Genomic DNA, 12,996 nt, shown 5'->3' with positions numbered 1-12,996 from the left:
TTAAGCGAACGCTAAGGGCCTGACTGCGGCGACGAGCCCATTCGGCAGGGATGGTGAATGCATCGTTTCCAGCCGCGCCCTCGGTTGCGAAAGCGTCGCGATCTACAGCCGGTTGCAAGCGGCATTCGTTGCGCGCCAACCAAAAATTTACGCCGAAAAAAGTTCGAGGGTCAGGTTCGGGAATTCTCAACCAATTAAGCCCAATGCAAGCAGTCGCGACGTAGAACAAAAGCAGCTGCGATCCCGGTTGCGCGATTCAGGGACAGAACGCGGGATCAGCAGCACGGTCGGGGTTGCGTGATGTTCTTTCTGCTTCGGATGGCATTCTGGCTCGGGCTCGTGCTTGTGCTGCTGCCGCGTGAAAAGAGCCCTGACACGGACAAGCTGCCGCAGATCAATGCGCACGAAGCGGTGCAGGCCGCGACCGCTGCCGTCTCCGACATGAGCCAGTTCTGCAAGCGCCAGCCGCAGGCCTGCGAGGTCGGCGGCCAGGCCGCGACCGTGATCGGTCACCGCGCCCAGGAAGGCGCCCGCAAGATCTATCAGATCATCACCGACAAGCCGGAGGCGGCCGAGAAGCCGAGTGCGGCGGACAAGCTCATCGGCCCGGTGAAGCCCGCCAGCCTCGACAAGCGTGGCAACGATCATACCGGCTCGATCGACGCCCCCGTGCTCGAGGAGGTTCCCACCAGCGAAGCGCCGGTCGATACGCTTTCGGCCGACGATCTCACGGCCGAATGGCAGTTGCCGCCGACGCCTTGATCGCGCGGGAACCGGCTGTCGCTTTCGTCGCGCCGAACCCCTATATGAGGGTTCGGACGGGACCGAAGAGCATCATGACAATCGACGAGATTCGCGACAATTTTGCCCTGCTGGACGATTGGGACGACCGCTACCGCTACGTCATCGAGCTCGGCCGCACGCTGGCGCCGATGCCCGAGGACGAGCACTCCGCAGTCAACAAGGTCCAAGGCTGCGCCAGCCAGGTCTGGCTCTCCAAGCATGCCGATCACAGTGGCGCCGTTCCGGTGCTGAACTATCTCGGCGACAGCGACGCGCACATCGTCCGCGGCCTGATCGCGATCCTGCTGACGCTGTATTCCGGCCGCACGCCGCAGGAGATCCTCACCATCGATGCGCCTGCAGTGTTCGACGAGCTCGGATTCCGCGAGCATCTCACGCCCCAGCGCTCCAACGGCCTGCGCTCGATGGTCGAGCGCATCCGCTCGGACGCGCGCGAAGCGCTCACTGCGGCGTCCTGACCGGTCTCAGCTACTTCTCGCGCTCGGGGCGCTGCTGCCCCAGGCCCATCTTCTTGGCGAGCTGCGAGCGGGTCACCGCGTAGTTCGGCGCCACCATCGGATAGTCCGGCGGCAGGTTCCATTTGTCGCGGTACTGCTCCGGCGTCATGTTGTACTGCGTGCGCAGATGCCGCCGCAGCGACTTGAAGCGCTTGCCGTCCTCGAGACAGACCAGATAGTCCGGATGGATCGACTTCTTCACCGGCACCGCCGGGCGGGCCGGCTCGGGAGCAGGCTCGCTCCGTCCGGCCGCGACCCGGGTCAGCGCCGCATGCACCTGGCTGATGAGGGATGGAATCTCGGCCGCAGGCGTCGGGTTGTTGCTCAGATAGGCCGAGACGATGTCGGCGGTCAGATCGATAAAGCTCTTGCCGGCCCCTTCGGTCATCGAAAACCCACCCCGCCCCCAACCACTGACTTTCCGTCGCAAGTATCACCCAAACCGGGTGAACGCGTCATCTGTCATTTCTCCAAGCAATATGGGCGAATGACTGGCAAAATGACAATAAGGTGAGGACTTCTTCTTGAGAAGTCTGCCCTCGCCTCAGTACTGTGTACCGTATGCCAGTCTTCCGGATCGCCAAGCGCGTCAGGCGCGGCCTTCGAGGTGCGTGCGCAGCTCGTCGATCGATGCAAAACGCATCATCCCTTCCGGCATCTGCGCTTCGATCGAGCCATCCGAATAGAGCGAGTAGGCCATCCCGTCGACGACGCCCGACTTGATGATGGTCGCTGCCGGCGGATCCATGTCCTGCGGCTCGGGAGCCGGTGTCGGCTCGGGCTCCACGAAGGCCGGCGCGGCGCGCGCCAGCCGGCGAGGGAACGGCGGCCGCAGCGATTCGGAGGGGCGTGCCCGCTCGGGCCGCGACCAGCTGTCCTCCAGACCCGGAGAAGCGGGCTCGGACGCCGGCTCATCGAGCGGCATGGCGGGGGGCTCGCTGAGCGGCGGCGACCGAAAATCCGTCGGCATCGGCTCGGCCGCGCGCTTTTCGGCGCGCTCACGCTCACGTCGCGACGACGAGGCGAACAGCAGGTTGCGCCGCGGCCGCTCGGCGGGCTCCGCAGCCTGCTCATCCGTCTCCTGCTCAGGGAGGGGATTGCGCAAGGACGCGGGCAACGGAGGCGACAGCGGTGCGGAGGTCGACGACAAGGGCGAGGACAGGTCCGGCATCCGCGGCCGGGGCCGCGGTGAGCCGCCCTCACGCCACATATCTTCTGCGGGCGGGACCGGAGACGAGTCGAGCTCGGCCTTGCTGCCGGCGCCCGGCAGTTGCAGGGTCCTGACCTCGGTCTCCGCTGCGGTGCGCGTTCGCAGCCGGTGGGAAATGACCTTCAGCTCGCTCAGGAGCGCCGAAAGCCCAAACAGGATGAGCCCGCTGCACACGCCGAGAGTTCCCGACAGGATCAGCGTGTTGCCCACGCTGAACTCCTTCACCGGAATTCCCCAAGCGATCGCTCCAAGCCCGGCCAGAACGGCCAAGGCTCCAGCGGCCAACATAGCACTCATCATTCGAACCCATCCCCTAATGCGTCGGTTCCGGACGGCGTCCTACCGATATCACACTAGTTAGCTGCGGATGCCCCGCGTCCCTTGAATCCCGGTTCTAGTCGAAATCCGCGACAATTTGCAGCAGAAGTTCGGCCGGAGCCGTTTCCCTCCCCGGCAGAGAAGCTCAACGCGCCACGATCAAGCCACATTCGCTCCCGCCAACCCACGGAACCGTCTCGGGTTCCTCCGGGTTCTTGCGGGGTCTCCCGGTTCAGGACGCGTTCATGTCACTGTGCCAATATGGCGCCAAGCAGCCGAAAATCGGGCTCCTGCTGCACTGCGATGGTCGTCGGACGTTCATATTTCCAACACCTCGGAAACCGTGGCGCGCTATACGCAAACGGGGAAAAGCAGGCCTGAAGCGCGGAAGCGGGGTCGTTAGGGGACGCCGGGTCACCATCAGCCATGACATCGATAACCACTTCGGTCCTCGAGACGCCGATCCGGCGAACACTCGAACGGACTTGTGACGATCTCGCCATGTTCGTGCTCGCCGCCGTCGCGGTCGTGGCCGGACTGACATTCCGGGATTATGGCCTCGGCTGGGATGATTACACCCATGCCGAATATGCCGATCTGTTGCTGCGCATGTACGGTTCCGGGTTCAGGGACCAGGCGGCGCTGTCGTTCGCCAATCTCTATATGTACGGCGGCGGGTTCGACATGGTTGCAGCCCTGCTGCACAAGATCCTGCCACTGGAATTGTTCGAAACCCGGCGCTTGGTCGGCGCCCTGGTCGGCCTGATCGGGCTGGCCGTGACCTGGCGCCTGGCCCGCCGCATCGGCGGCGCGGTCGCCGGCCTGTCGGCCCTGCTGCTGCTGGCGCTGTGCCCGATCTTCTACGGCCACATGTTCATGAACCCGAAGGATGCCCCTTTCGCGGTCGCCATGGTCGTGCTGCTGATGGGGCTGGTCCGGCTCGCCGATGAATACCCCTACCCCTCGCCGCGCACCATCCTGATCCTTGGCCTGGGCGCCGGCTTCTCGATCGGCTCGCGCATCCTGGGCGGCATGGCGGTGGTCTACGCCATGGTCGGCTTCATGCCGCTGTTCATGGAGGAATACCGCACGCAAGGCACCCGCGAGGCGGTCCGCCGCTTTGCCTCCGTGCTCTATATGCTGATCCCCGGCCTGATCCTGGGCTACCTGATCATGGGCCTGATCTGGCCGTGGTCGATCATCGAGCCCGCCAACCCATTCCGGGCCCTGACCTACTTCTCGCACTTCTTCGAGAAGCCGTGGAAGGAGATGTTCGACGGCGCACTGGTTTCGGTACCGGACATGCCATGGTCCTACCTGCCGACGCTGTTCGCGCTGCAGCTGCCCGAGCTGATGATCGCATTGTTCGTGGCCGGCGCCGTCGCCTCGATCATGTCGCTGTCGCGGCCCGACATGCCGGCGCGGCAGAAGAGCATCCTGCTGATGCTGACCCTGGCGGCGACACTGCCGATCCTGATCGCGATCGTCAAACGCCCGGCGCTGTACAACGGCATCCGCCACTTCGTCTTCGTGATCCCGCCGATGGCCCTGCTCGGAGGCGTCGCCTTCTCCTGGCTGCTGTCCTGGCTCAACAATGACGAGCGCCGCAGCTGGCAGCCGGTGGCCATCGCCGCCTTCTGCTTCGGCCTGTTGCTGCCGCTGGCGGAGATGATCCGGCTCCATCCCTATCAATACACCCACTTCAACTACATCGCCGGCACGGTGCGCGAGGCCGACACCCGCTTCATGCTGGACTATTGGGGACTGGCACTGAAGCAGGCGTCGGACGGCCTGAAGGAACAGCTCGACGAGCGCCAGGAGGTGCCGCCGATCGGGCACAAGTGGAAGGTCGCGGTGTGCGGCCCGCAGCGACCGGCCCAGGTCGCGCTCGGCCCTGACTTCACCATTGGCTGGGACAGCCATGCGGCCGATTTCGCGATGACGCTCGGCGAGTTCTACTGCAAGGGACTGACCGCGCCCGTGATGGTCGAGATCAAGCGCGACGACGTCGTGTTCGCCCGCGTCTACGACATCCGCGGCCGCAGCATCTCGAGCCTGCTGTCGATTCCGGCGCCCTGAGGCTCAGGCTCGGCCAAACGACATGACTGCCTCCCCGCCTCCGCGCCTTGTCGCGCGGGGGCGGGCCGCTTAGTCTCCGGCCACCCCACGCCGTCGGAGAATGCCATGTCGCCAGCCGAAGCACGCCTCAAGGAAGTGCCGTCCAACATGACCGAGGCCGAATGGTCTCAGCGGGTCAATCTCGCCGCCGCCTACCGGCTGGTGGCGATGTTCGGCTGGGACGACCTGGTCGACACCCACATCTCGGCCCGCGTGCCCGGCCCCGAGCATCACTTCCTGATCAACCCTTACGGCCTGCTGTTCGAGGAGATCACCGCCTCCAGCCTGATCAAGGTCGACCTCTACGGCAACCAGCTGTCCGAGAGCGAGTACAGCATCAACCCGGCGGGCTTCACCATCCATTCCGCGATCCACGAGGTCCGCGAGGATGCCGGCTGCGTCATCCATCTGCATACGCTCGACGGCGTCGCGGTATCCAGCTGTGCCGACGGCCTGCTGCCGCTGAACCAGATCGCGCAATACGTCACCCACGACCTTGCCTATCACGACTATGAAGGCGTCGCGCTGGACCACGACGAGCGGCCGCGGCTGCAACGCGATCTCGGCAGCAAGAACCACATGCTACTGCGAAATCACGGCACGCTGACGGTGGGCCGCTCCGTCGCCTCCGCGTTCGAGCGCATGTATCACCTCGAGCGTGCCTGCTCGATCCAGGTCCGCACCCGCACGCTCGGCCCCTCGGCCTATCCGGTGCGCGACGAAGTGATCGACAAGAACGCCAAGCTGTTCGACAACGAGGAGCGCGTCGAGCTCCGCTCCAACCAGCTCGTCTGGCCGCCGCTGCTGCGCCGGCTCGACCGCGTCAATCCGGGCTACCGGAATTGATTTTCACGGGCTGGTCAGCTAAACAGAAGCCATCATCCTCTACGCTATCGTGAATGAAACGCCGTCCAATTCCGGGCGGCGTTTTTGCGTTTGGGTCATGCCGGCGGAAGGAAGCGCGGCGTCAGTCGGCGCTGCATTCGATCTTGCCCTGCACCTCCCGCTTCGTGCCTGCCTTTTCGTCCGGCAGATGAGCCACGAGCTGGTACTGCCCGCGGTAAGGCGAATCGTCGCCGCGGACACGGCGAGTCTTGATGATCAGGGTCAGTTCGGGCGAAGGCTCCTTGCCGTCCTTGATCCAGCTGACGGCGAGCCTGATCTCGCGATCATCGTACCAGGTCTGGGTCAGGTGCTCGGCTTCGAAGGTGACGCGCCGCGCGGCCGGCGGCATCCAGGGCACCTTGAATTCAGCCTCGCCGCCGAACCCTCCGATCGCACTGCCGACGGAGCGCCCGGCAGATCCATGCAATTCCACGTCGATGGCCTTGTCCTTGGCGTAGCAGATCACGGTGCTGCTCGCCTGCGCCGAGACGCTCAAAAGGCAGGTCAGCGCCGCGAGAGTGACGCTCACTCCCCCTGTCGTGATGGCCATCAACGTGTTCTCCGTCCGGTCGACCCAATGCTTCGGCATTGGTCGCCTGACGGGCGTATCTGGTTTGATGGTGAGGAGGACACCAGCCGATGACGAACGCCGCCCGGGTCGGGCGGCGTCGGGGACGTGCGGGTCTTTGATCCGTCGCTCCGCTCACACCAGGCTCGCGCGCTCCCCTTCGGGCCACTCGCGCGCCGCACCGAGCCCTTGCAGCTCCGCCGCCAACCGCCGTTCGACGAAGCGGCGCTCATGGTCGGCGAGCTTGGTCGCCAGCAACCGACGATAGCGCCGCACATTCGCCTCGCGAGAAAACCGCATGCGAGCGGCAGGCCGCATCCGGATCCCCGCTCCCCGGAGTGCATGATCGATTGCGGCACCGTCCGCCTCCACGTCGATCCGCGGAACGACGCGCATCGCGGCGCCGCCGCGCGGGCGCGGCGGCTGATCCTCGCGATCGAGCTGCCGCAGCGCGCCGAGAATGTCGGCGAGATGAAGCGGCCTGGAGAGGCCCGGAATCTTGCGCAGACCGGGCTGCGACTCGACGGCATACATATCCGACGCCCAGGACGATAGGATCAGCCGCTTCTCGGCCCTGCACAGCTTGCTGTCGTTGAGCAGGTCGGCCGGAGATTCGTAATGCGAGACCGGATGGAAGCCGGCACTGCCCGCGGTGATCGAAATACGATGCTCGTTCATGGCGTGTCTCCTCCTACGCTCCTTTCACGAGAGACAGATGATGCATGGACGCGGGCACAGACGGCCCGCGTCGCGTATCGAACAACTCAGGCCGCCTTCTGCTGCGCGATCTGCTCCACCGGCGCGGTGCTGATGGCGATGCGGCGCGGCTTCATGGCCTCGGGGATCTCGCGCACCAGCTCGATCCGCAACAGACCATTGTCGAACGAGGCGTTCGTCACCTGCACATAGTCGGCGAGATTGAATTGCCGCTTGAAGGGCCGCGACGAGATGCCCTGATAGAGGTACTCGCGGGTCTCCTTGTCAGCCTTGCGGCCTTCCACCGTGAGCACGTTGTGCTCGGCCGTGATGCTCAGCTCATCCGGCGCGAAGCCGGCGAGCGCCAGCGAGATCTGATAGCGGTCGTCGCCGAGCCGCTCGATGTTGCAAGGGGGGTAGTTGTCCTCGACGGCGCGCTGGGTCTCGTCGAGCAGGCTGAACAGGCGGTCGAAGCCGATGGTCGAACGCCACAGCGGGCTGAAATCATACGTCCTCATAGCCAAGTCCTCCAAAGAGCAAGATGGATACGAAGGAGCGCCGGGCCGATGCAGGACACCTCGGGGACCAGACAACGGGTCAGCGCCCAGAGTACAGCCGGGCCCCAAGAGCACCCGGCACCGCCGGAGCGGCGACAAACGACTTAGAAAAACGCAGGCCTATTTCAAGAGCCTGCTCCGAATTTTTCTCACACGACGAACGGCCCTGCCCAAGGCGTCACGCTGCCACGGCGGACAGCCGTTGCAGCCGCATGGTCGCCTCGCGCAAGACGCTGACCAGCCGCTCGCGCTCGCGCGGGTCGATGTCGCCCCGCGACAGCACGGCCTGGCAATGCGCAACGACACGCTGCTCGCTCTCGATCAGGAAACGCGTCAGCCGTCTTGGATCAGCAATGGCCATGACGGATACCGGGTTGGGCGGAGGATGATGATACTGCCAGGCAGGCATGGATGCCCCTGCAAACGCGCGCTGCGCTGCATCGAGACCGGGCGGCGCGACAGCGCCCAACCGCACCTCCCGTCGGCCATCGGCCCGTCGGCAGACCGATCGCTCGCACGATTGTGGCCGGCTCTGGACGGACTGCGGTCGTAGTTCGAATTGATAGCTGCGCGTTGTGGCCGATCCACGGCCGCCGGCCACAGCAACTAATTTTCTTTTGAAGAGCCGTGGCGGAGCCGGCCTCGCCGGTCCGCCACGGCAAGGCGATCAGAAGTCCATCGACGGGGCCGCAGCAGCCGGCTCCGCCTTCTTCGGCTTGTCGGCCACCAGCGCCTCGGTCGTAATCAACAGCGAGGCGACCGAGGCCGCATCCTGCAGCGCGGTGCGGACCACCTTGGCCGGATCGATCACGCCGGCCTGCACCAGATCCTGGTACTCGCCGGTCGCGGCATTGAAGCCCCAGCTATAGGTGTCCTTCTCCAGCAGCTTGCCGACCACCAGCGAGCCATCGTCGCCGGCATTCTGCACGATCTGCCGCACCGGCACCTGGATGGCGCGCCTGATGATGTCGACGCCGGCCTTCTGGTCGGCGTTGGCGGTCTTGACGCCGTCGAGCACCTTGGTCGCGCGCAGCAGCGCCACGCCGCCGCCGGGCAGGATGCCCTCCTCCACTGCGGCGCGGGTGGCGTGCAGCGCATCGTCGACGCGGTCCTTCCGCTCCTTGACCTCGATCTCGGTCGCACCGCCGACCCGGATCACAGCGACGCCGCCGGCGAGCTTGGCCAGCCGCTCCTGCAGCTTCTCGCGGTCGTAGTCGGAGGTGGTCTCCTCGATCTGCAGCCTGATCTGCTGCGTCCGCGCCTCGATGTCCTTCTTGGCGCCGGCGCCGTCGACGATCGTGGTGTTCTCCTTGTCGATCACGACCTTCTTGGCGCGGCCGAGCATCGACAGCGTCACGTTCTCCAGCTTGATGCCGAGATCCTCGGAGATCGTGGTGCCGCCGGTCAGGATCGCGATGTCCTCCAGCATCGCCTTGCGGCGATCGCCGAAGCCCGGCGCCTTGACGGCCGCGATCTTCAGACCGCCGCGTAGCTTGTTGACGACCAGCGTCGCCAGCGCCTCGCCCTCGACGTCCTCGGCGACGATCAAGAGCGGCTTGCCGGACTGCACCACGGCCTCGAGTAGCGGCAGCATGGTCTGCAGGCCCGACAGCTTCTTCTCATGGATCAGGATGTAGGGATCCTCGAGCTCGACCCGCATCTTCTCGGAGTTGGTGACGAAATACGGCGAGACGTAGCCGCGGTCGAACTGCATGCCCTCGACCACTTCGAGCTCGGTGTCGAGGCTCTTCGCCTCCTCCACCGTGATCACGCCCTCATTGCCGACCTTCTGCATGGCCTCGGCGAGGAAGCGGCCGATCTCGTTGTCGCCATTGGCCGAGATGGTGCCGACCTGCGCGATCTCGTCATTGCTGGTGATCTTCCTGGCGTGTGCCTTGAGGTCTTTCACGATCGCGTCGACCGCGAGATCGATGCCGCGCTTAAGGTCCATCGGGTTCATGCCGGCGGCGACGGACTTCGCGCCCTCCTTCACGATGGCCTGGGCGAGCACGGTCGCGGTGGTGGTGCCGTCGCCGGCGAGATCGGCGGTCTTCGAGGCCACTTCGCGCACCATCTGCGCGCCCATGTTCTCGAACTTGTCCTCCAGCTCGATCTCCTTGGCGACCGTCACGCCGTCCTTGGTGATGCGCGGCGCGCCGAACGATTTCTCGATCACGACGTTGCGGCCCTTGGGACCGAGCGTGACCTTCACGGCATTGGCGAGGATGTCGACGCCGCGCAGCATGCGGTCGCGCGCGTCGGTGGAAAACTTCACGTCCTTGGCAGCCATGTTCGTCGTCTCCTTTCTCTAATGACTGTCAGTTCCGAGGAATCACGCGGCCTTCTTCGCCGCGACGGGGGCGTCGATGATGCCGAGCAGGTCGCTCTCCTTCATGATCAGGAGATCCTTGCCGTCGATCTTCACCTCGGTGCCCGACCATTTGCCGAACAGCACGCGGTCACCCGGCTTGACGTCGAGCGGCACCAGTTGCCCCTGCTCATTCCGCGCGCCAGGGCCCGCGGCGACGATCTCGCCCTCCTGCGGCTTCTCCTTGGCGGTGTCGGGAATGATGATGCCGCCCTTGGTCTTCTCCTCGGCATCGATACGGCGCACGAGCACGCGGTCGTGCAATGGACGGAAATGCATGCACATCCTCCTTCACAGTTCAGCGATGTCATAAGCCTCGGGTCCCCTGAGGCCCCCGGGCGGTGAACGACCTAGGAAAGCCGAACTTTTGGTTCAAGAGGGTCACGCAAAATTTTTGGCACTCGGTGGGAACGATTGCCAGGATGGCTCTTGACCGGGACAGCCCTCCTGACCAGTTTTACCAGCGCCGAAATCCGCTCCCCTTCCGTCGAGGAAAAAACGATGCAGCTTCTGCGTTGTGTCCGGCCTTTGGTCCTGATGCCGGCAATCGTGCTCTCCCTCCTGGCTGTCCCTGCCCTCGCCCAGATCCCCGACCTCAAGCTCGGCCGCGTGCCGACCCTGGCGCCGCTGGTGAAGGAAGTGACGCCGGCCGTCGTCAACATCTCGGTCGAGGGCAAGGTCCGGCAGGACAATCCGCTGTATCAGGACCCGCTGTTCCGCGACTTCTTCGACGTGCCCAAGCAGGTCGAGAAGCAGATCAGCGCCACCGGCTCTGGCGTTATCGTCGATGCGCAGCGCGGCTACGTGATGACCGCCAACCATGTCGTCGAGCACGTCACCACGGCGCAGATCCGCACCAAGGACGGCCGCAAGTTCTCCGCCCGTCTGGTTGGACGCGATCCCGCCACCGACATCGCGCTGCTGCAGATCAAGGACCCGAACGAGCTCAGGGCCATTTCGCTCGGCGACAGCGACGCATTGGAAGTCGGCGACTTCGTGATCGCCGTCGGCAACCCGTTCGGCCTTGGACAGACCGTCACCTCGGGCCTCGTCAGCGCGCTCGGGCGCACCGGCCTCGGCAAGCAGGGCTATGAGGATTTCATCCAGACCGATGCGGCGATCAATCCCGGCAATTCCGGCGGCGCGCTGATCAATCTGCGCGGCGAGCTGGTCGGCATCAACACCGCGATCATCTCGCCCGGCGGCGGCAATGTCGGCATTGGCTTCGCGGTGCCGATCAACATGGCGCGGCGGGTCATGGAGCAGCTGGTTGCCAACGGCCGGGTTGATCGCGGCCGCATCGGTGTCACCCTGCTCGATCTGGACTCGCCGGCGGATGGCCGCGTCGTCGGGGCGCGCGTCGCCGACGTGACCGCGGGCTCGCCGGCCGAGCGGGCGGGACTGCGCAAGGGCGACGTCATCGTGAAGGCAAACGACACGCCCGTGCGCAGCGCGACGCAGGTCCGCAACCTCATCGGTTTGACGCCGGTCGGCCAGCGCGTGCGCCTGATCTTCGAGCGTGACCGCGCGCTCGGCAACGCCACCGTCGAGGTCGCGCCGGTGACGGAAGAGCGCGCGCGGGCACGTACGTCCGGATGATGATCGCCGGATTCAACCTGCGTTCGCTGTCTTGCGCCCGCGCCACGTAGAGTAAATTTTTACCGTCCGTCAATCATGGAACTAGACTAAAATACCGCTCTAAAGTCCTGTTAAGCGTCATCCCGCTTAGTGCAACCCCGCGGAGGTAGTGCAATGCGGGATGATGGTCTGGCGTTCAGTTTGCCACGTTGGCGCGTGACGCGCTGGCTGGCGAACCCTGGATATCCGGTATCCGCGGACATCCGTCTCGCACTGGTCGGCGAGCTCTATGGCTGCTGGTCGGTGTTCGCCGGCGGCGCCATCAACACCATCGCCGTTGCCGCCGCACTCGCACTGCGCACTCCGACCGTCCTCTTCATCAGCTGGTTCGTGATGGAGGTCGTGATCTGCCTGTCGCGGCTGATCGTGATGATCATCTCCTACCGCCGCGCCCGCGCACAGCTGACGACGCCGACCGACATCCACATTTTGCTGTCGGTGGCCTGGAGCGCCAGCGTCGGCTTCGGCGTCGGCATCAGCCTGGGATCCGGCGACTGGATCGCAGCGTCGCTGACCTGCATCTCATCGGCGGCCATGGTCGGCGGCATCTGCTTCCGAAACTTCAGTGCGCCGCGCCTCGTCGGCACGATGATCCTGTGCAGCATCGGCCCCGTCATTCCCGGCGTCGCCACGTCGCATGAACCGCTGCTGTTCGCGATGTATCTCCAGATGCCTGTCTATTTCCTCGCCATGACCGGCGCGGCGTTTCGCCTGAACAAGATGCTGGTTGCCGTGATGCATGCCAAGCGCGAGAGCGACGAGCTGGCGCGGCGCGATCCGCTCACCGGCCTGAACAATCGCTCCGGCCTGATCGAGGCGCTGCAGAGCAGGCTCGACGGCAGGACTGGCGACCAGCAGGGTTTCGCCGTCCTCTATCTGGATCTCGACGGCTTCAAGCCGGTCAACGACACCTTCGGCCATGCCGCCGGCGATGAGTTGCTCAAGATCGTCGGCCGAACGCTGCGCGACGTGGTCGCTCCATCCGATCTCATCGCCCGCATCGGCGGCGACGAGTTCGTCGTGCTCACCGGCGATTCCGCGATCGATCGCGCACTGGCGCTCGGCGAGCGCATCATCGAGGTGATGACCGCGCCGATCGCGCTGCCGGGCGGCGCACGCGTCAACATCGGCATGAGCATCGGCATCGCAGCCGCGCCCGATCATGGCATCGACCCCGAAGCCTTGTTGTTTGCTGCGGATGCCGCGCTGTACGAAGCCAAGTCGAGCGGCAAGTCATGCTGGCGGCTGGCCTCCGCCGAAGCCAACCTCGCAGCGCTGCGCAAGATCGCCGGCGACGATCTCGTCGCCAAGTCCGTCGCCAGCGCAGCGTGAACTCA

At 65.2% G+C, this 12,996-nt stretch carries 14 protein-coding genes; 6 read left to right on the top strand and 8 right to left on the bottom strand.

Translation table 11 applies throughout. The annotated features are described in order from the left end of the window. The first annotated feature begins 300 nt into the window (after window positions 1-300). Window positions 301-762: a DUF5330 domain-containing protein gene (locus QX108_RS21780; RefSeq protein WP_315719286.1), complete on the top strand. Its 462-nt coding sequence runs from the start codon at window positions 301-303 to the stop codon at window positions 760-762. A gap of 74 nt (window positions 763-836) precedes the next feature. Next, window positions 837-1,262, top strand: a complete 426-nt coding sequence (locus tag QX108_RS21775; RefSeq protein WP_315719285.1) for a SufE family protein — start codon at window positions 837-839, stop codon at window positions 1,260-1,262. Window positions 1,263-1,272: 10 nt separating this feature from the next. On the opposite strand, the gene QX108_RS21770 is transcribed toward QX108_RS21775, so the two are convergent. Next, on the bottom strand, window positions 1,273-1,689 hold the full coding sequence (locus QX108_RS21770) for a MucR family transcriptional regulator (protein WP_006614570.1): 417 nt from the start codon (window positions 1,687-1,689) through the stop codon (window positions 1,273-1,275). A gap of 201 nt (window positions 1,690-1,890) precedes the next feature. Continuing rightward, entirely contained in the window at window positions 1,891-2,811 is a 921-nt protein-coding gene (locus QX108_RS21765; RefSeq protein ID WP_315782418.1) for a hypothetical protein, read from the bottom strand. Between the two features lie 444 nt (window positions 2,812-3,255). Here QX108_RS21765 and QX108_RS21760 point away from each other — a divergent pair, with 444 nt between their 5' ends. Continuing rightward, window positions 3,256-4,908 (top strand): glycosyltransferase family 39 protein, encoded by a 1,653-nt coding sequence (locus tag QX108_RS21760; RefSeq protein WP_315719283.1) that lies wholly within the window; start codon window positions 3,256-3,258, stop codon window positions 4,906-4,908. A 105-nt stretch (window positions 4,909-5,013) separates the two neighbouring features. Further along, window positions 5,014-5,793 carry a class II aldolase/adducin family protein gene (locus QX108_RS21755; RefSeq protein WP_315719282.1) on the top strand — a complete coding sequence of 260 codons (780 nt, stop codon included), beginning with the start codon at window positions 5,014-5,016 and terminating at the stop codon, window positions 5,791-5,793. A 121-nt stretch (window positions 5,794-5,914) separates the two neighbouring features. Here QX108_RS21755 and QX108_RS21750 read toward each other — a convergent pair whose 3' ends face one another. From QX108_RS21750 to groES, 6 genes are all read right to left on the bottom strand, one after another. Next, the gene (locus QX108_RS21750; protein WP_315782420.1) at window positions 5,915-6,361 is read right to left on the bottom strand and encodes a hypothetical protein; all 447 of its coding nucleotides are present in this window, start codon (window positions 6,359-6,361) and stop codon (window positions 5,915-5,917) included. 174 nt (window positions 6,362-6,535) lie between these two features. After that, window positions 6,536-7,078 (bottom strand): hypothetical protein, encoded by a 543-nt coding sequence (locus tag QX108_RS21745; protein ID WP_315782423.1) that lies wholly within the window; start codon window positions 7,076-7,078, stop codon window positions 6,536-6,538. An 86-nt stretch (window positions 7,079-7,164) separates the two neighbouring features. Continuing rightward, a complete protein-coding gene (locus QX108_RS21740; RefSeq protein ID WP_315719279.1) occupies window positions 7,165-7,614 on the bottom strand; it encodes an Hsp20 family protein in 450 nt (149 codons plus the stop codon). Between the two features lie 217 nt (window positions 7,615-7,831). Beyond that, window positions 7,832-8,014 (bottom strand): hypothetical protein, encoded by a 183-nt coding sequence (locus QX108_RS21735; RefSeq protein WP_315719278.1) that lies wholly within the window; start codon window positions 8,012-8,014, stop codon window positions 7,832-7,834. Between the two features lie 306 nt (window positions 8,015-8,320). Continuing rightward, window positions 8,321-9,943, bottom strand: coding sequence for a chaperonin GroEL (gene groL, locus QX108_RS21730; RefSeq protein WP_315782425.1), 1,623 nt, complete (start codon window positions 9,941-9,943; stop codon window positions 8,321-8,323). A gap of 42 nt (window positions 9,944-9,985) precedes the next feature. Further along, window positions 9,986-10,300 (bottom strand): co-chaperone GroES, encoded by a 315-nt coding sequence (gene groES, locus QX108_RS21725; protein WP_012043173.1) that lies wholly within the window; start codon window positions 10,298-10,300, stop codon window positions 9,986-9,988. A gap of 222 nt (window positions 10,301-10,522) precedes the next feature. Between groES and QX108_RS21720 the strand changes: the two genes are divergently transcribed. Both QX108_RS21720 and QX108_RS21715 read left to right on the top strand, forming a co-directional pair. Next, window positions 10,523-11,620, top strand: a complete 1,098-nt coding sequence (locus QX108_RS21720) for a trypsin-like peptidase domain-containing protein (RefSeq protein WP_315782428.1) — start codon at window positions 10,523-10,525, stop codon at window positions 11,618-11,620. A 153-nt stretch (window positions 11,621-11,773) separates the two neighbouring features. Continuing rightward, window positions 11,774-12,991: a GGDEF domain-containing protein gene (locus QX108_RS21715; protein ID WP_315782430.1), complete on the top strand. Its 1,218-nt coding sequence runs from the start codon at window positions 11,774-11,776 to the stop codon at window positions 12,989-12,991. Window positions 12,992-12,996: the final 5 nt, after the last annotated feature.

Origin of the sequence: Bradyrhizobium sp. SZCCHNR1002 (assembly GCF_032381435.1) — a bacterium.
GTDB lineage: Bacteria > Pseudomonadota > Alphaproteobacteria > Rhizobiales > Xanthobacteraceae > Bradyrhizobium > Bradyrhizobium aeschynomenes.
The sequence above is the reverse complement of the archived record's forward strand: the minus strand, read 5'-3'. Positions and strand labels throughout refer to the sequence as shown.